This window comes from Leptospira sp. WS58.C1 (assembly GCF_040833995.1).
GTDB classification, from domain to species: domain Bacteria; phylum Spirochaetota; class Leptospiria; order Leptospirales; family Leptospiraceae; genus Leptospira_B; species Leptospira_B cinconiae.
On sequence record NZ_CP162137.1, the window covers coordinates 2,941,452 to 2,959,198 of the forward strand.

At 42.9% G+C, this 17,747-nt stretch carries 15 protein-coding genes; 10 read left to right on the forward strand and 5 right to left on the reverse strand.

The window, feature by feature from the left end; translation table 11 throughout:
• Positions 1-128 precede the first annotated feature (128 nt).
• The 3 genes from AB3N61_RS13455 to AB3N61_RS13465 all read left to right on the forward strand — a co-directional run bounded on the left by AB3N61_RS13455 (position 129) and on the right by AB3N61_RS13465 (position 1,816).
• Positions 129-848, forward strand: coding sequence for a sterol desaturase family protein (locus tag AB3N61_RS13455; protein WP_020770989.1), 720 nt, complete (start codon positions 129-131; stop codon positions 846-848).
• Between the two features lie 9 nt (positions 849-857).
• Positions 858-1,283, forward strand: a complete 426-nt coding sequence (locus AB3N61_RS13460; protein WP_020771003.1) for a DUF3995 domain-containing protein — start codon at positions 858-860, stop codon at positions 1,281-1,283.
• Between the two features lie 104 nt (positions 1,284-1,387).
• The gene (locus tag AB3N61_RS13465; protein ID WP_020771008.1) at positions 1,388-1,816 is read left to right on the forward strand and encodes an acyl-CoA thioesterase; all 429 of its coding nucleotides are present in this window, start codon (positions 1,388-1,390) and stop codon (positions 1,814-1,816) included.
• A gap of 900 nt (positions 1,817-2,716) precedes the next feature.
• Here AB3N61_RS13465 and AB3N61_RS13470 read toward each other — a convergent pair.
• Positions 2,717-4,117 (reverse strand): aldehyde dehydrogenase family protein, encoded by a 1,401-nt coding sequence (locus AB3N61_RS13470; protein WP_232421022.1) that lies wholly within the window; start codon positions 4,115-4,117, stop codon positions 2,717-2,719.
• A gap of 486 nt (positions 4,118-4,603) precedes the next feature.
• On the opposite strand from AB3N61_RS13470, the gene AB3N61_RS13475 reads away from it, so the two are divergent.
• From AB3N61_RS13475 to AB3N61_RS13490, 4 genes are all read left to right on the forward strand, one after another.
• Positions 4,604-6,127 carry an HDOD domain-containing protein gene (locus tag AB3N61_RS13475; RefSeq protein ID WP_020770468.1) on the forward strand — a complete coding sequence of 508 codons (1,524 nt, stop codon included), beginning with the start codon at positions 4,604-4,606 and terminating at the stop codon, positions 6,125-6,127.
• Between the two features lie 146 nt (positions 6,128-6,273).
• Positions 6,274-7,566 (forward strand): LruC domain-containing protein, encoded by a 1,293-nt coding sequence (locus AB3N61_RS13480; RefSeq protein ID WP_020770527.1) that lies wholly within the window; start codon positions 6,274-6,276, stop codon positions 7,564-7,566.
• A 108-nt stretch (positions 7,567-7,674) separates the two neighbouring features.
• Positions 7,675-8,724: a sensor histidine kinase gene (locus AB3N61_RS13485; protein WP_020770321.1), complete on the forward strand. Its 1,050-nt coding sequence runs from the start codon at positions 7,675-7,677 to the stop codon at positions 8,722-8,724.
• Positions 8,721-9,395 (forward strand): response regulator, encoded by a 675-nt coding sequence (locus tag AB3N61_RS13490; protein ID WP_020770534.1) that lies wholly within the window; start codon positions 8,721-8,723, stop codon positions 9,393-9,395. The genes AB3N61_RS13485 and AB3N61_RS13490 overlap by 4 nt, the downstream gene beginning before the upstream one ends.
• Here AB3N61_RS13490 and AB3N61_RS13495 read toward each other — a convergent pair.
• Genes AB3N61_RS13495 through AB3N61_RS13510 form a run of 4 tightly spaced genes read right to left on the reverse strand, consistent with a single transcriptional unit; the run spans position 9,392 to position 14,677 of the window.
• Entirely contained in the window at positions 9,392-9,988 is a 597-nt protein-coding gene (locus tag AB3N61_RS13495; RefSeq protein ID WP_020770339.1) for a DUF1554 domain-containing protein, read from the reverse strand. The two genes, AB3N61_RS13490 and AB3N61_RS13495, sit on opposite strands and share 4 nt — an antisense overlap.
• A 3-nt stretch (positions 9,989-9,991) precedes the next feature.
• A complete protein-coding gene (locus AB3N61_RS13500) occupies positions 9,992-10,819 on the reverse strand; it encodes a fibronectin type III domain-containing protein (RefSeq protein ID WP_367897830.1) in 828 nt (275 codons plus the stop codon).
• 9 nt (positions 10,820-10,828) lie between these two features.
• Complete coding sequence (locus AB3N61_RS13505) at positions 10,829-12,340, reverse strand: FecR family protein (protein ID WP_020770328.1); 1,512 nt, start codon at positions 12,338-12,340, stop codon at positions 10,829-10,831.
• 3 nt (positions 12,341-12,343) lie between these two features.
• Complete coding sequence (locus tag AB3N61_RS13510) at positions 12,344-14,677, reverse strand: adenylate/guanylate cyclase domain-containing protein (protein ID WP_367897831.1); 2,334 nt, start codon at positions 14,675-14,677, stop codon at positions 12,344-12,346.
• 152 nt (positions 14,678-14,829) lie between these two features.
• Between AB3N61_RS13510 and AB3N61_RS13515 the strand changes: the two genes are divergently transcribed.
• The 3 genes from AB3N61_RS13515 to AB3N61_RS13525 are packed head-to-tail and all read left to right on the forward strand — an operon-like array spanning position 14,830 to position 17,603.
• A complete protein-coding gene (locus AB3N61_RS13515) occupies positions 14,830-15,849 on the forward strand; it encodes a mechanosensitive ion channel family protein (protein WP_367897832.1) in 1,020 nt (339 codons plus the stop codon).
• 49 nt (positions 15,850-15,898) lie between these two features.
• The gene (locus AB3N61_RS13520) at positions 15,899-16,756 is read left to right on the forward strand and encodes an LA_0991 family prenyltransferase-like protein (RefSeq protein ID WP_367897833.1); all 858 of its coding nucleotides are present in this window, start codon (positions 15,899-15,901) and stop codon (positions 16,754-16,756) included.
• Between the two features lie 43 nt (positions 16,757-16,799).
• Complete coding sequence (locus AB3N61_RS13525) at positions 16,800-17,603, forward strand: SDR family oxidoreductase (RefSeq protein ID WP_020770342.1); 804 nt, start codon at positions 16,800-16,802, stop codon at positions 17,601-17,603.
• Positions 17,604-17,747: the final 144 nt, after the last annotated feature.

Sequence of the window (17,747 nt, forward strand, 5' to 3'; positions counted from 1 at the left end):
TCGTTCTTTCAATCTTTAAAAAATAAATCCCTCATATAAAAATTTTCCGATATTTTTCGGGACCCGATTTTTCCGACCAAGTTCTTATCCTCAAAATATACCAGAGGCAAATAACGTAAGAATAAAGTATGTTAGTTGAAATATTTATTATAGCTGGGATATGCCTAGCAATCGAACGAATCATCCCCGGCTGGAAATTGCCTTATGTAAAAACTTGGCCGATCCGAGTCGTCTTAGTAAATTTTATCCAATTAGTGATAGTGGTATTAGCCGGTTTCACTTGGGAAAAATGGTTTTATGGAAATTCAATATTTCATATATCAAAATTTCTGAATCCAGCAATGGGTGGACTCTTTGCTTATTTTATCGCCACTTTCATTTTTTATTGGTGGCATAGATGGAGACACACGTTTGATTTTCTTTGGAGAGGATTTCACCAAATCCATCATAGTCCTCAAAGACTCGAAGTAATCACTTCCTTCTACAAACATCCGGGAGAAATGATTCTTAATTCTATCATAGGAAGTATCTTAATTTACGTGATTTTAGGATTAAGCTATGAAGCGGGAGCAGTTTATACTTTCTGCACCGCCATTGGAGAATTCTTTTATCATACAAATATCAAAACTCCACGCTGGATCGGATATTTTTTCCAAAGACCGGAGATGCACAGAATACATCACCAATACGGAAGACATAAAAACAATTACGGAGATATAGTTTGGTGGGATATGCTTTTCGGGACCTACGAAAATCCTAAAACTTTCGATTATACCTGCGGTTTTGATCCGGAAAAAGAAGAAAGATTGCTGGACATGCTTCTATATCGGGACGTACATAAAGAGTAGAGGTTCCAAATGCAGATAGAGAAATTGATCGGTTTGTTCACAGGAGGAATTCTATTTTTTTTATCTGCATTACATGTCTACTGGGCATTCGGTGGAAAATTAACATCAGTCGCGGTCATTCCGGAAACCAACGGCAAACCTACATTTGTTCCGGGAAGAGGATTAACCTTACTTGTTGCGCTTGTTCTTTTCGCATTCGGAGCAGTAGCTCTTTGGGTCTCCGGTAATATTTTCTCGCCAAATAGAACGAGTGCAATCTTCTCCCTATTAATCTCACTCATTTTTATAGGAAGAGCCATCGGAGATTTTCGACTAGTTGGCTACTTTAAAAAAATCAAAAATACTAAATTCGCAAAATACGATTATCTTCTATATTCACCCGTTTGTATCCTTTTGGGAGCATCTTATCTATATTTGGGTTGGAGAAGTTTTTAGCACTATACTTTGTTTTTCCAACCAATAAATAATTTGATATAAAACAATTTTTCCCCTTTTCTAAATCCTTTCTATTTCAAGTTTAGGAAGAACAGGAGAAGGATATGCAAATCTCTAAATCATTCATTTATGAAATCCCGGTCCTTTGGAGCCAATGTGATCCTAACGGACATTTGAATGTCGGAAACTTCCAAGTATTTCTTCATGAAGGAAGAATGGTCGCTTTAGAAGAAGCAGGCCTCTCCTTCTCCCAAATGAAATCCGAAAACATAGGACCGATGATCCTAAGAGGAGAAACGGATTACAAAGCGGAAATCCGCTATCCCGATACCGCGCTAATCGAAACTCAGTTCGGTGAGATCTCTGGCTCGAGATGTAAGGCATTTCAAAAATTGATACGAAAATCCGACGGCAAAGTTTCCTGCGAATCCGTCTCTCATTGTATCATGTTCGATTTCGGTAAGAAAAGACCATGGAAATACACGGACAAATTCCTGGAAGGATTAGGGCTTTTGGGGCGGCTCCCTCGCTAAGCTCGGGCCGCGCTGCTACGGGCTACGCTTTCGCTTCGGTCCTTCGGACTTCCCCTGCGCATCGCTGCCGCGGTTACATTCACTAAGTCAAGAAAATTCCTTTCGCGTGACAATGTTGGAACTCCTACAAATTCAGCCGCAAATGTAGTTGTAAATTTTAAGATTTTATGATATAGGAGAAATCAACTTCTCCCACGAGCCCTCCTCCACCACCCGAACCAGGGTGGGGGCCATTTTTCAACCCAGGTTGGAACTCCAACGAAAGAACCGTTTCCTCTTTGCCAGTTCGTGTGCAATTCAACAATCGCTGCGGATAAATGCTGTGCGGTGATTTTAGGTAAGCTTTCGATTCAAACTTTTGGTTTTGATTTAACTCCTCGCTCGTTTGGCCTTCGGCCACCGACTCGCTTCGAATAAACTTAGGGTGCTCTCGATTACGCCTCCGTCTATCTCGAGCTTGCTCGCTCTCTACGGATCGCTCGCAAGGTCGTTGCCAATCGAACGACCCATAGGGAGTGAGATTCCCGAAGGGTAGCTGAGCAAAGCGAAGCTAAATTTCAAATCAAACAAACTGCACCATAATCGCTCACCGGCTCCCTATGGGTCGCTGCGGATAAATGCTGTGCGGTGATTTTAGGTAAGCTTTCGATTCAAACTTTTGGTTTTGATTTAACTCCTCGCTCGTTTGGCCTTCGGCCACCGACTCGCTTCGCGGTCGTTGCCTCGCTCCCTATGGGTCGCTGCGGCAGGGATACGAAGGGCTTTAGTCCTGGCGAAGCCAGGATGAGCGCGAATGCGCGAACCCGTAGTAGCCCGGTCCGAACGAAGTGAGGAACCGCCCCTAAAAACAAAAAAGCCCTCCGAAGAGGGCTTTCAAATCGAAGAAAGTAGAGGAAGTTCTTAAACGAAGAACTTCTTGGTGAATTGAAGCATTTTATCCACGAAGCCGGTATAAGGTGGATACAACATTTCAATCGAAGAGAATGGGGCTTGTTTAAAGACGGACTTCTCGTGAGAGAATGTTCTGAATCCCCACCAGCCGTGGTAACTACCGTGTCCGGAGTGATTGATCCCTCCGAACGGTAAATTCGGGTTCGCCAAATGTACGATAACGTCATTCACCGCAGCTCCTCCGGAAGATGTTTCCTTGAGGACTTTGTTGATATACTTGTTATTACTTCCGAACACATAGAGTGCAAGCGGCTTCGGTTTGGAAAGAACCTTCTCCACTGCTTCATCCAGGTTTTTGTATGTTAGGATTGGAAGCACCGGTCCAAAGATCTCATCTTCCATGATCCTTGCATTTGCTGGAACATCGGCAATCAGTGTAGGCTCTATATAGTTTTGAGAAGAATCTGTTTCTCCTCCCATTACTACCTTTCCACCTTTTTCAACCGCTTCGTGAATATAACCGGAAACTCTTTGGAAATTCCTTTGGTTCACTAAACGACAGAAATCTTTGTTATTCTTAATGTCCGCAGAACTTTCTCCATAGAAAGATTTTACAGCGGCCTTCGCTTGTTTTACGAATTCTTCCGTTTGTCCTTCCGGTAGAAGTAGATAATCAGGCGCCACACAGGTTTGTCCTGCGTTCATGATCTTTCCCCAAACCAGTTTTTGAGCCGCCTTTTTCAGGTTCGCTCCCGGTACGATGATCGCCGGAGATTTTCCTCCCAACTCCAATGTCACTGTAGAAAGATTTTTTGCCGCAGCAGCCATTACGATCTTTCCTACATGTGTACTCCCCGTGAAGAAGATGTGATCGAATGGTAACTCCATTAGAGCGGTGGAAACCGTGTGATCTCCTTCGAATACGGCTACTTCTCCCTCTTGAAAGGTTTCTTTTACTAGTTTCGTAAGTAGTTTAGAAGTTTCGGGTGTAAATTCGGAAGGTTTGATGATCGCAGTGTTTCCGGCTGCAAGTGCGGCAGTCAACGGTGCAATCGCAAGATAGAACGGATAGTTCCATGGAGAAATGATCAGCGTTACTCCCTTTGGTTCGTAAGAAATGGAACTTCTCGCACCGAAAAGTGACACTGGGGTTTTTACTCTTTCCGGTTTCATCCAGGTTTTAACATGTCGGATCGCATCTTTTAATTCTGCGATAGAAGGCATGATCTCCGTTAGATCCGTTTCGTGAGGAGCTTTTCTAAAATCCTTTTGTAAAGCCTGTTTGATCTCCGGGGTCAGTCTTTCCACTGCCGCCAGTAATTTTTTCAATAATACGATTCGATCCTTCGCCTTGGAAACTTTCAGAACCTTATGAAAATGACGTTTTTGAGCATCGAATACTCTTTGCATCTCCTTAGGGTTCGGAGCAGGAAAAGAAGCCGTTCCGCCGGAGGCGGAAGAGACTGAGCTCGCCGGTTGTGTAGCTGTGCTGGACATGAGGGGTCTCCTAAGTTCTAACATTCTGCCGGAAATCCGGACTGGTAGAGAACCAAGATTTAATTTCATCAAATTCAGGATTTTGGCGCAACCTTTTTATTGAATGATCATTCCGTAACTTTTTTGGAAAAAGTCTCCTCTCCAGACCAAAGTCGCTTTTTATTCAACCTGTTATGCCAAGAATTTTCCTACTCGATCGAGTGATGGTTTAGTCCAAAAGGACTAATTACCATTGACGTTTTTGGAAATTTATTTCCGACAAGAATGGAAAGATAAATTTTCCGATCGGTATTTTTTTCCAAGTTTAATCCGTATAATTCGCTTAGTAGAATCTTATTTTTCATTTTTAAGTTTCGCTAATTCTTGACAAAGACCACTAACGTTTTTCAGAGTTATGATATGAGCCAAGGGAAAACCCTAGAACTTTTCCATCACAAAGACCACGGTATATTCAGCAATTTGAAAGACCTGGATCATCCCATTTCGGAGAATATCCCGTTTCATTTTAAATTTTTTAATCTTACGGAGAGTGTAGACAGCGTTCTCTCCAAAACCTTGGATCGTTATCTTTTACATTTGGATATCATATTCGTGAGGGACTCTGTTCTTGCTGCCTTAAAAGAAACCATCACGAACACCATCAAAGCAAATATCAAAAGGATCTATTTTAGAGAACTGCAAGCAGATATCCAAAATCCGAGCGTGTATCGTAGTAAGATCACAGGGTTTAAAAAAACTTATCTGGATAATAAGGAGAAATACGAAGATCTTCTCTTTAAAAACAATTACGTTGTTTTAGTTTCCTTCATTCATAATAAGGATACCATCCGCATCCGAGTGATGAATAACGTAAAACTCAGTCCGGAAGAAGTGGATCGTATCAATGAGAGGATCGAAAAAGCAAAAACGTATAACGATCTTGCGGAAGCTTTTTTAGAAAAAGGGGACGAGACGGAAGGAGCAGGTCTCGGGCTCATCATGACCTTAATGATGTTAAAAAACGACGGCTTGGGCGCGAGTTCCTATAAGGTAGAAAGCCAAGGCAATAATACATCCGTAATCATAGATATTCCGATCCAGATCCAAAAAGAGAACGTTCAGATCCAAAAGGCGGAAGAGATCATTAAGGAAGTAGACCAACTTCCTACCTTCCCGAAAGCAATCCAAGACATCCAAGCAGCTATCGATAAACCGAATTCTAGCATCAGTCAGATTGCCGAGATGGTAAAGAAGGACGTGGCTCTTTCTGCAAACATTCTGAAATTATCCAACTCGGCGGCTTTCCGCAGAGGGAACAAAGTTGAGTCCTTGGATAGAGCGATCCAACTGATCGGTTTGAAAGAATTGCAGGTTTTGTTATATTCTCTCGGAACAAAACAGATCCTGGAGAACAAGTTCCCTGCCTTCTTAACGATCTGGGAAAAATCCAATCAATGTGCATATTACTGTAAATTGATCGCCCAAAGATTGAATCTTCCTAAGGAAGCTATGAGTAATTTGATGTCGGCGGCGCTTCTTCATGATATAGGCGAGATCATTCTTCTATCCTTGGAAGAAGAACGGATGGGTAAGATCCAAAATTATTCCGCATCCAAAGAGATCGCATCTTCTCTTTCTATGGAAGAAGCCGCATTCGGCATTACTCATACTAAGATTGGAGCGCTCATCGCGGAAAAATGGAATTTCCCAGAACTATACTCTAAAACGATGGAATATCATCATAGGCCCCAATTAGCGGAAGAACAGTACAAAGAGATCATTTTCCCTATTTATCTGGGGGATATGATGATCAAGATCAACAACGAAGAAGCCAAGTTCTCCGAGATCCCTGATGAAGTATTGAAACATTGTAAATTTTTCTCTTCCGGGGATTTCCATTCTTTCCGGACCAAAGCTTTAGAAAGTTTCCAAGCGACTCTTTAATTCGCCGGAATTCCGGCAATTAGAGATCTCATTCGAACAAAGTACCAAAAATAGTATTAGCCGAAGGTTCCGGAAATCTATACCTTCGGGTGTATTGCGTATTGATGAGAGATAAGCATAATCATGACATCCCTACGGGTGCATATATGACAAAAAAAATCCTAACCTGCTTTTTAGCCTCTCTCAGTATCTCTTTCGTGTCCTGCACGTCTTCCAGCGATCCGAACTACGCTTGGTTGATGAGTCTGGTAGCAGGGGCAACTCCAGTGGAGGCTCCTTCCGGGCCTACCGATTTCGGGATCGATATCAATGACGAGACCGCTCCGGTAGATTTCGTATTCGATACCACTCGCACAATCACAGTTAACGTTCAAGTCATAGATCCTGTGGCTCCTGTGAACGGGTCCATGGTGCAAGTTACAGTGCCTTCCGCCGTTCCCGGTGCTCCTAGTAATAAATCGGTTTTTAAAGCTTATACGAATCCCAGCGGAGAAGTTACGGGTAGTTTTACGGTAGATGGCGATACTAAAACAGTTCATCTAACCGTAGAAGCGTACGGCAAGTTTTACGAAGCAGACATTTCCATCGCGACGGTAAGTAAAGTAGATAGAAGGATCTCTATCAGCTTCACAGCGACCGGCCAACAGATCATCGATTCCGATGGAGACGGTGTCCAAGATTTCGAGGACGTATTTCCGAACGATCCGACAAGAGTGAGTTCGATCCGTGTTCCTGCGGAAGATTATTACACCACATCGTACGAAGACTTATTCCCGAAACAAGGAGATGCGGACTTCAACGACTATGTGATCCGTTCTTATTTCGAAGAAGACCTGAATAAATTCGGCGAAGTAGTACGAGTGAGGGGTTATTTCACTCATGTTGCGAAAGGCGCCGGATACAATCATACTCTCCGTTTCGGTTTACCTGGAGCAAGTGTGGCAAGTTATTCACTTCTCCGCTACGCTGCAGACGGGACTACCTTGGAAGAAAACTTAAGCGGAACTCCGACATCGATTGCTGATCTGGAAATTTTAGGAAATAGCTCTACTACAATTTCCAAGTCGAACGCATCCAGAACGGATACCGTTTTCATAAAAGGAAAAACGGCAAAATTGGAAGTTATTCTGTCCGAACCGATCTCTAAACTGGCGCTTGGACCTGCTCCTTACGATACGTTCATAAGAGTCGTCAATACCGGTAAAGATATACATGCTGCAGGAAGGTACTTCGATGCGGAAGGTAAGGACATCTATAGGGATGCTTCCGGTTTCCCTTGGGTACTTCTTGTACCTGGAAACTTCCAATGGCCTTACGAAGCTACGGATATTCGAAATTCGTATCCTACTTTTAAAACTTGGTATGAATCTCTTGGAACCACTAATTCGGATTGGTTCCGAACTCCGAATACTTCGGATGTGTTTCCCGCTACGCCCTAATTTGGGACTCCTGAAAGAGTAAAAGCAACCTCCCCCTTCCCTCATTCGGCCGAGGGGAGGGGTTTTTTTCTTTTCGATCCATAAGCCGGACTATATCCTGAACTTTAAGTGGCTTCAGGACTTCTCAAACGAAAAGAAACCAAACAATCTGGCTCTTACTCCGGTAAGGAGCAGGCTTCTAAATTCCTTTCCTTGGTAGAGGAGATCTCTCCTATCGTTGCCTTGGATGAAAACAATATTGTCCGATTTGCAAACGCATCCTTTCGAAAAGAATTCAAACTCAGATTCGCAAGCACAGTAGGCAAAAATCTATTCAATCTATTAAAGTTGGATTCAAAGGAAGAAGCCAACCTAAGAGAAAATCTTCACAAGGCTCTCAAAACAAAATTACAGAACCAGGAATTCAGAAAAGGAAAGAAGTCTTACGGATATTCTATTTTCCGATTCAAAGACAGCCTTGGAATGATCTTAAAAGATATCACCGAGAATAAAAAGTTAGAGAAGAAGATCGCCACTCTCCACACACAGGTATTAGCTTCCCAAGAAGAAGAAAGATCCAGACTCGCAAGAGAACTTCATGATGGAGTTGGACAACTTATACTTGCTGCAAAATTACATTTCCAAGCGTATCAAAAATCCGAGAAGGAGCATCCTGAATCTTTCGGCTCCGGTCTAGGACTCATCGATCGAGCTAGCCAAGAACTCCGCGAAATTTACACAAATTTGCAACCTACTTCCTTAAAAGAACTAGGGCTGGAGGCCGCTTTGAAATCTCTAGCGAATCAAATTTTTCCGATACAAAAAATTAAAGTAAAATCCGAGTTCAAGGTTCCCGAAAAAATTCCACAGGAAATACAGAACCAAGTTTTCAGAATTTTACAGGAAATTTGCGCTAATATTCTGAAACATTCCCAAGCGAATAAAGTGGAGTTGAAGATCTTTTCGGAGAATGATACTTTGGTAGTTTCTGCAAAAGATAACGGAAAAGGATTTAAAGAAAAAGAAGCCAGAATAAAATCTACCGGATACGGATTGGAAAATATTCGGAGAAGAACCGAGGACCTAAACGGTACTCTTTTTTTAGAAACGGAGCCCAATAAAGGCACTCAATACGTGCTAAGGATCCCGTTAAAAAAACGTTCCAAGGAGAAAGTATGAACGCCCAACCCTCCGTTTGCAAACTCTATCTTGTAGACGACCACGCGATCTTAAGAGAAGGTCTTCGGCTGATCATTTCCGGACAAAACGATCTGGAGATCATCGGCGAAAACGGGAACGCCGAACAGGCATTAGATGAGATAGGCAAATTAGAGCCTGATATTCTCATCACGGATATCTCCATGCCGGGAGTTAGCGGTATCGACCTCGTTAAAGGAGTCAAAAGATATTATCCCAAAGTCCAGGTCATCATTCTATCCCGACATGATAACGAAGAATACATCCAGAAACTGGTGGACCTTGGCATCAACGGTTATGTCCTAAAAGACGACGCAGGAGAAGATCTACTCAGAGCGATAGATGCGGTCCGCAGAAAGGAAACATATTTAAGCCCAAGGATCGCAACTCGTGTACTTTCCAATATCGGCCGCAAAAAGACCGGAGAACTCCAGGAAGAAGGTCCGTCAGTATTCTCGGTTCTTTCCGACAGAGAAAGACAGATCTTAAAATTGATCTCAGAAGGAAATTCCAACGAGAAAATAGGGAAACTTCTTCATATCTCGCCTGCAACCGTAAAGGTGCATAGGGCAAACATCATGAAGAAGTTGGACTTACACAAAGTGGCGGACCTGGTAGTTTACGCCATCCGGGCAGGGATCGTAGAGAGTTAATTTCTAACGCAAAGTAGGCTTTTAGGCTGATCGCATCCATCCGAGAAGCCTTGGTTGAATCCCCCAATGGTATTGTCTGCGGGGGCTCCGTATTCTCCGAATTGCCCAGCGGTACCATCGCCCCAATTAAGACAGGTATCTCCTACTCCAAAAGTCATACTGATACCCGTCCAATAGTTTCCTGCTCCAGGAATTCCGGTCGCACTATCCATCGGGACCACAGGGATCGCGGAACTGTTCGTATGAAATATGAGAGTCTGTCCAGGATCCATCGCATAATAATTCGTATTTGCAAGTAGAGGCCAGCCCGCTCCTCCCGGTACCCGAGTCGAAGCCGCGATCAATGCAACGTATTCCAAAGCGGAACCGGGTAATTCGGGGACTTCTGAAGTTTTTGCACTTTGACAGATAAGATCCGCACCTCCAACTCCGCCCAAGTTTCCCGTATTGGGGGAAGTCGTAACGAACAGATAACGTGTTTTTCCAAGAATCCCTAAGAGGATGAGTTCATCTCCTCCGGGAAACGGCTTGGAACAAGCGGAGCTAAAAAAACCGGAAAGAAAAATGAGTAAAGTGGTAATTCGAAGAGCCATTGATCAGAAGCTCCTTGTATATTGGACTTCCCATCTGTTCTGAGAGAATCCGGTATTTGCAAAAGTATTTTGATTTCCGCCTCGATCAGGGCTCACCTTGAACTGCACCGAATCTCCTTGTGGAAGTTTATTTTCCAACCAAAGAGAAAGTGCTACGCTTAGGACAGCAACTCCCCCGATAAGGGCCTGATTGTTTTGGTGCATTTCATATTCTTTCTTATCGTTCTCTCTTGCCTGCCAAAGATAAAGAGTAAAGGAAGAAGGTAGATTTAAACTTAAGACCGCAATATTCATCGGATCGTTTAACGGCTTTGAGGCGAGAATATTCCCGGCCTCTCGTTCCGAATTTCCAAGATAGGCAAGAGCCCCGAACCAGGCCCAAATACTGTAGGACTTCCAACGTTCTCCTTTGGAATAATATCCAGTGCCCGGGATCCAAACAAACTTGGAGGTTTTGTTTCCTTTACTAGCCTCTTCTTTTTCCGCCAAAGCGACCGCTTTCGGACGGTCTTGTTCAACTTTAAAATTGGTCCATGGAGTATAAGAAGCAGGCTTTCCGAATCTATTGAGTGCAGCGATCCTGTACTCGTAGGTACCTGCTTCTAAGGAGAATTCTATTTCGTTCTCGGAAACCTTCTTTTCTAAAAATAATTCCTGAGAAGGTTCCGCTTTTCTTACTTCCACCAAATAACCGCGGCTTCCTTTTACTTCTTTCCATTCTATATAATAAACGAAACTTTTTTTCTCGGCAAAAACCCCCGAGGATATTGAAAAGAATATTAGAATAAACTGAAATACAATACCGAAATCTTTTCCGCGGAATAAGAACATGCCTTCTCCTTAAGGGCGAGCGCCACTGGATTTTGTTTCCGGGGCTTCCAATTCTTCCCTAAGTAATATTTTAAAATCCGCTTCCGATCTGAGGTTGGGATCGGAATCCGATTCGATCGTCCAACGAAATGTTCCTACATCCAGTTTTTCCAAATCTTTGAACACCAACCGATCCCCTTTTGTCTTTTTTTCATAGATCAACTCGTCACCTGAGCCTCTCTTATAAAAAAGACGAAATTTCCATTCGCTTTGTTTCTGTTTGGCGGAGAATTTCCATCGGAAAGAGATACTTTCCTTACCGGTCATATCCACCACCGCACCGTTTTTCGGGAAATCTACGGAAAGATCCGCATTTGACTGAGTCTCCGGAATAGCTGCTATCTCTTGTTTTGTTTCTGCAACCTGGAGCACAGGAAGTGAAATGGAAAATTTACGTACTTCCGAAAATGTTTCCGTTCCGGGAAGATTGGTATAAGATTGTACTCTCCAATAATAAGTCCCGGGATCCAAGGTGAGTGAAAAATTCGTACGGAATACTTGGGTCTCGGACAAGGCTCCGAAATTAGGATCGTTAGAGATCTGCAATTTATATCCGCTTGCTATCTTTTGTTTTGCCCAGGAAAATGCCACGGTCCTATCTTCCTGAGAAAGATCTTTTTTAGGATAATGTAATTCTACCGGAAAGTTCGGGAGAACTCTGAACTTTCGGACTTCGGATATTTTTTTGCCGTCCTTAGAGTTGACCCTCCAATAATAGATCCCTTCCGGGAATTTTTGTTTATAATAAGGCTCCTTGGAAGGCCTTTTCGAAATATATACGGTGAAGTCCCGTCTAGGAGAAATTTCTAATATACCATCTTCTCCTCCTTCCCAACGAAACTCAACCGTTTGCTCCAATTCCGCAGGAAAATATCGATAAGAATCTTCGGGGCTAACAAGGCTCCAATTTTGGTTGAGTTTATTTCCATTTAAGGAGCTTTCTCTTTCACCTAATGTTTGTTTGACGTTTCCGTCTTCAGACCATTCTACCTGGCCTCTTTCCACGTCTACTCGAGTGCCGTTCTCGTTTTTGGTGATTTGGAATTTGGAGCCGAGTTCCGCTTCTAAACCTACCGTTCCAGCGATCACGGAGAGTACTTTTTTTCCGCTCTCTACCAATATATTTCCTTCGGTTAGATCCAGGTTCTCCTTATTCTCCTTTAATTGGAGAACCACCATGGACTGAGGATCTAATTCTATCCGAGTGCCTGATTTTAAAAATACTACTGCCTCGGAAGCCTCGTCCGTTCGGATGGAATCCCTATCGTATACGGGCATTCCTTGCTCCAGATCTTCCCATAACATTCTGTCTGGAAATTTTCTTTGTGCGGTTTTATAACGGAAAGAAACAGTTCCCATGATTTCCTTCCCCGTACCACCACTGGACTTGGACTCAAAATATAGAAGGTATAAAGATAAGAAAAGTATAATGAAGCAGCCAATGCCTACCTGCCATTCTCTCTTGTAAATTCTCCAATCCATATCTTAATCCGCAATCGCCTTGGAAGGAGAATCAGGCTCCGGTATCCCGCAAATCTTACGGAGTTCTTCTATATTTTTAGGACAGTCCGGATCTTCCAACCAGCCCAATACGGCATAGAGTCGTTGGGGTTTTTCTTTTCCTCGGATCCAAACCGGAGGAAGTGATTCGAATTTATAGTGATCTTTTACTTTTTCATACGATGTTTCAGAGACTAATATATCCGTCCCGAAATCTTTGGTTAAATATTCTATACGAGAAGCGAGATTGACGGCGTCGCCGATGACCGTGAACTCCAATTTTTTTTCCGAGCCGATCTGCCCTACCACCACCGGTCCCGTATTGATCCCGCATCCGAATCTTGCCTGGGGTCTTCCTATCTCGTTACCGATCCGATTGAACTCCAACAATGCGTTTCTCATCAGAAGTGCCGAGTTGATCGCGTTCCTTGCATCATTCTCATCCGTATACAATGCGCCCCAGTGGGCCATGATCGCGTCCCCGATGAACTTATCTACGATCCCTTCCGTAAGATAGATACATTCCACCATTTCTGTGAAGTATGCGTTTAGGAAGTCGACCACCTCGCTAGGTTTTAATTTTTCGGACATCCCGGTGAAGTTTCTTAAATCGGAGAAAAATACGGTAACATCTTTAGTAACCCCGCCTAAGGGCATATCTCCCGCCAGTGCCCTTTCTGCGATTTCCTTATTCACAAATTTTCCGAAAGTGTCTTTGATCTTCTCTCTTTCTTCCAATCCATGGGCCATCTTGAGGAATGAATTTGTTAGAACTCCGACCTCGTCTCTGGTTACCGGTTTGATCCCAACTTTATAATTTCCTCGTTCGATCTGCCTAGTCGCACTCAGTAGATTGATCAAAGGAACAGTTAGAGTTCGGGAGAATAGAAATACCACTAAGAATGCGAGGCTTAAGACGGAGATCAGAATATAAAAATTCTGCCTTCTGATCTTATACACCGCTTCGAATGCTTTGTCAGCTTCGATGGAAGATACAACTGCGAGGTTACCGTCTTCCAATTGTTGGAAAGATCCTAAGGTTTCCTTTCCTTCGAAGATAGAAGTTTGGGATCCGTTATCCGCGGGACTCCTTAATAAAAATTGAACCAAAGGATTTTTAGAATAATCTTTTGCGGAAACCGTTTCGGATTCTTCCGTATGAGCGACTAATCTTCCTCTGGAGTCCACAACCCAGATCGCAAATAGTTCGGTCTGTAAAGCGGATCTCGCTGATTCCCAAAGATCTTGGGGAGAAATTAAGAAGAAACCATACCCTTTTCCCGAAACGTCTTTTTCGATAAATAGAACCGCAGGGAAACCGAATTTAGAACTGATATTTTCCAACCGAGTGGCCTCGAATTCGGAAGCAAAATATTTCTCCTTATCTTCTTTCGGGATCGAGACCCATAAACCGCGGATCTCATCTTCTTCTTTTCTAAGATCTCGGACGAACCTTGGATTAAAAACAAGCGTAGATTCTCCTTGTTCGTATTTCCCCCAGGCTAGAATTTTAGGATGAGTGGAAAAAAATCCCGAGATGAAAGCAGGCGGAGCGATCTTCTTAGAATCAGATCCCTTGGAAGGACGAATATTCCATTTATCCGTAAACTCGGATGATTTGGCGGAAAGTTCTTTGATCCGAAGACCGACCTGAAGTCCTGTCAATCTCGCCAAACTCAAGTTATACTCTTGAATAAGTGATACGGTATAATTTCGGAACAGAGTGGTAGCGAGTCCGATCATTAATCCCATACTCACCACTACGATCGCGGTAACGATCGCAAGAAGTTTCACTCGAATAGTGATCCTAGATGCCTTAAAATCCTCCCCATGGTTTTTAGGCGGTTCTTGTTTTTCTTTTTGCGGTTTTTCGGAAGTTATATTAGGAGAATATGGTGTATATACTTTGGTAGATTCTTCCTTTTTGCCGGAAAGTATCTCTTGGATCAATTTTACGAATGCATCGGATTCGTTTTCGGAATAACAAACCAGTACGGAGCCCAAATGAGACCTAAGAAAACGATCCAGTTTTCGGGCTGAGTCCGGTGAAGAACGGAACTTTGTCCCATCCATCGTAGAGAGACGGATCTTATCATCTTGGAGTTTTTTTACAAGATCTCTGAAGACTTGGCTATTTTTCCAAGCGCTCGCCTCCGATTTCGTTCCCCAAAAAACTACCTCTTGGATGCCTTTTGTATGGATCTCGTCCATCCATTCGGAAAGATTTGATCTTTCTTCCGGGAATCGTCTAGCGTAGGCGGACATAGTGCCCGTGAGAGGAACTTCTAAAATTTGATTTTTCGCGATTCCCTCTTGCATGGGGATAGGAGTCTCTGAAATCTCTCTAGTTTGTCATTACAAAATCCGATTTTATCTCCCTCTAGATTTGCCCTCGGTTTGCCACATAATTCGGTACTTCCATTTTTTCTTTTCTATAAAATACTTCCTCTTAATCTGGGAGAATGATTTGGATGGACACGATTTTAGAAACGAATTGGTTGCTCGGAGTAATTTCGGTTATTTCCGGAATTCTTTTGGGTTATCTTTTCGGCGGATTCATCGTTCCAAGGCTTGCAAAAACTCTTACTAAAGACCAGTTAGACACCGGTCATCCTCTATATACCGCACTTCTTTCACTAGTTCGATTTTCCTTTTTTATTTTTGGATTATATACCGCTCTTCGATTCTTAAAATTAGAATCTTCTACGGATGAAAAAATTTCTCTTTATCTGAAGGTATTCGGCATCTTAGCATTCACGTTTTCTTTTGCAAGAGTAGGTTCCGGAGCTTTTACTTTATATTCTTCAAAGGCAGAAGGACTTCTCCCCTCGGCATCCATACTGAATAATATTGTTCGGATGCTAATCTTACTCACAGGAGGTTTGGTCGCATTACAAACGCTCGGGATCTCCGTTACTCCTGCTTTAACTGCATTAGGGGTGGGAGGTCTTGCATTTGCGTTAGGTTTGCAGGAAACTCTTTCCAATTTGTTTGCAGGACTTGGGGTTTTACTCGGTAAAAAAGTATCCGTAGGAGATTATATTTCTTTAGAAACCGGAGAAGAAGGCCTAGTAGAAGATATCAACTGGAGAACTACTTCTCTCAAAAAAAGGAACGGAAGCAGGATCATTATTCCGAATGCAAAGATGTCCAAGACCACGTACACGAACTATAGCCTTACAAATACAGGACTTTGGACCGAACTAGAGATAGGTATTCCTAAGGAAGGAAATTTGGATAAGTTGGAATCGATTCTTATACAAGCTGCGAACTTTTCATTAGCGCAAATCTATGGGAAAGGAGGTTATAACGAATCCAAAATTTCGTTTCGTTATGTTTCTTTCGGACCGTCTAATATCGATTTGGTGATCTACATTCCGCTAAAGAACGTAGATGACTCCGGGCAAATTAAATCCATTTTTATAAAATCCTTGCATTCCCAATTTAGATCAGAAGGAATCGATAACATATCCGCGAAAGCAGTAAAATAATCCGAAACAGACTAATTGATTCGCGGAAATTTGTCGTAATAGAGATCGTATGCGAAAGGTTTTAGAAAACAAACTTTGGTTTTATGTTCATGTACTTAGTTTGGATATATGTCTTGGCGTTTTGGGTTCCGGCGCCTTAGCCACAGTAGTAACCGGTGCCAAGATGAAAACGGTATGGTGGCTCCTTCTTCCTTTAAGCGTTTGGGTCATCTATACCTTGGACCATTTACTGGATGGAAAAAAGGTGGGAGAAAATTCCATCAACCCGCGTCATAAATTCCACTACGATCATTCTAGAATTTTAACGATACTTTGTGCTATCGCAACAATTATCGCCGCAGTTCTTGCATTTCTGTTATTGAGAGAGATTGTTTTATTAGGTGGAGTCTTATTGGCAACCTTAGCAGTGCTTCATTTAGGAATTGCTCGATGGGGAAAAATACGTTTCGGAAAAGAATTCTCCGTGGCATTGATCTATACCCTAGGAGTTTGGTTCGGTCCCATATTACTTGTAGGGTTTCGTTCCTGGACCGTTCCCCTACTTCTATTCTTATTCTTCTTAGGTACGACTTTAAATCTAGTCATGAATTCTCTCATGGAAGCGGAGTTGGACGCCAAGGAAGGCCAGGTCTATCTATTGGGAGTTCTTTCTCCCAAACTTGCTAAGGAATGGGTATTACGATTGTCCTTGCTCGGATTTCTGGGCGCCTTAGTATTGGCCGGCGGAATACGGAAATGGGCGCCGGGTACATCGGTTTCGGCCTCTTTAGTGATCGCCCTAATTTGTGCCGTTCCCGGAGGGATCCTGCGTTACGCGGACCAATTCCAAGATTCTCAAAAGTATAGGATTTTAGGAGAAGGGGTTTATATCTTGGGCTTGGTCCCTTGGTTTTTAAATTCCTTTTAAATCCGAACAACCGCCTAAGAAATTTAATATCGGAGATAAAAATATGGGAGACTTTTTCAAAGACAAAGTCGTTTGGATTACAGGAGCTTCTTCCGGAATCGGTGAATCTTTAGTAAAGGAAGCCGCGAGAAGAGGAGCGACTTTGGTTCTTTCTTCCAGAAGAGAAAAAGAATTAAAAAGGGTCCGCAAGGAGAACGGACTAACGAATTCAAACAGCATGATCCTTCCTTTGGACCTGGAGGATTATAAAAAATTAGGAAAGGCCCCGGCTCAAGTCATCAAAACTTTCGGAAAGATTGATGTGCTTATCAACAACGGCGGGATCAGCCAACGTTCCTTGGCTCATGAAACTTCCCTTGAGACTTATGAAACCTTGATGAAGGTTAATTATTTCGGAAATATTGCCCTTACACTTGCGGTACTTCCGCACATGAGAGCGAGGAAACAAGGATGGATTTCCACGATCGCGAGTGTTGCAGGACTCATAGGGGTTCCATTGAGAACCGGATATTCGTCCACCAAATTTGCGTTAACCGGTTTTTACGAGGCTCTTAGAGCCGAAAATACGAAAGAGAATCTGAAAGTTACCTTGGTATATCCGGGTTTCGTAAAGACCAATATTTCGCATAACGCACTCAAAGGAGACGGAACTCCTCAGAAAAAAATGGACAAAGTGATCGAGAATGGGATCGATGCGGACGAATGTGCAAAAAGGATCCTGGACGCGATCGAGAACGAGGACCTACAAGTGATCATTGCAGGTGGAAAAGAGAAATTCGGTCTATTTTTAAGACATTATTTTCCTAAGTTTTTCGCGAAATTTTTGTCTAAGACGGCAGTCACCTGATTTTGTAGGAATTCCTACAGGGGCCAAGGCTCGCCCCCGCCCTGCATTTGGGATTGGGGGGAGTGGCTCGTGGGAATCGTTTGCTCTATATCATAAAACTGTAAAATCTTCAATCACAATTTATGGGCAATTTTGTAGGAGTTC

What these genes read in the sequence shown, in the direction of transcription:
- AB3N61_RS13455 (WP_020770989.1), top strand. Translation starts at nt 129, where the DNA reads ATGTTAGTTGAAATATTTATTATAGCTGGGATATGCCTAGCAATCGAA.
- AB3N61_RS13460 (WP_020771003.1), top strand. Translation starts at nt 858, where the DNA reads ATGCAGATAGAGAAATTGATCGGTTTGTTCACAGGAGGAATTCTATTT.
- AB3N61_RS13465 (WP_020771008.1), top strand. Translation starts at nt 1,388, where the DNA reads ATGCAAATCTCTAAATCATTCATTTATGAAATCCCGGTCCTTTGGAGC.
- AB3N61_RS13470 (WP_232421022.1), bottom strand. Translation starts at nt 4,117, where the DNA reads ATGCAAAGAGTATTCGATGCTCAAAAACGTCATTTTCATAAGGTTCTG.
- AB3N61_RS13475 (WP_020770468.1), top strand. Translation starts at nt 4,604, where the DNA reads ATGAGCCAAGGGAAAACCCTAGAACTTTTCCATCACAAAGACCACGGT.
- AB3N61_RS13480 (WP_020770527.1), top strand. Translation starts at nt 6,274, where the DNA reads ATGACAAAAAAAATCCTAACCTGCTTTTTAGCCTCTCTCAGTATCTCT.
- AB3N61_RS13490 (WP_020770534.1), top strand. Translation starts at nt 8,721, where the DNA reads ATGAACGCCCAACCCTCCGTTTGCAAACTCTATCTTGTAGACGACCAC.
- AB3N61_RS13495 (WP_020770339.1), bottom strand. Translation starts at nt 9,988, where the DNA reads ATGGCTCTTCGAATTACCACTTTACTCATTTTTCTTTCCGGTTTTTTT.
- AB3N61_RS13500 (WP_367897830.1), bottom strand. Translation starts at nt 10,819, where the DNA reads ATGTTCTTATTCCGCGGAAAAGATTTCGGTATTGTATTTCAGTTTATT.
- AB3N61_RS13505 (WP_020770328.1), bottom strand. Translation starts at nt 12,340, where the DNA reads ATGGATTGGAGAATTTACAAGAGAGAATGGCAGGTAGGCATTGGCTGC.
- AB3N61_RS13510 (WP_367897831.1), bottom strand. Translation starts at nt 14,677, where the DNA reads ATGCAAGAGGGAATCGCGAAAAATCAAATTTTAGAAGTTCCTCTCACG.
- AB3N61_RS13515 (WP_367897832.1), top strand. Translation starts at nt 14,830, where the DNA reads ATGGACACGATTTTAGAAACGAATTGGTTGCTCGGAGTAATTTCGGTT.
- AB3N61_RS13520 (WP_367897833.1), top strand. Translation starts at nt 15,899, where the DNA reads ATGCGAAAGGTTTTAGAAAACAAACTTTGGTTTTATGTTCATGTACTT.
- AB3N61_RS13525 (WP_020770342.1), top strand. Translation starts at nt 16,800, where the DNA reads ATGGGAGACTTTTTCAAAGACAAAGTCGTTTGGATTACAGGAGCTTCT.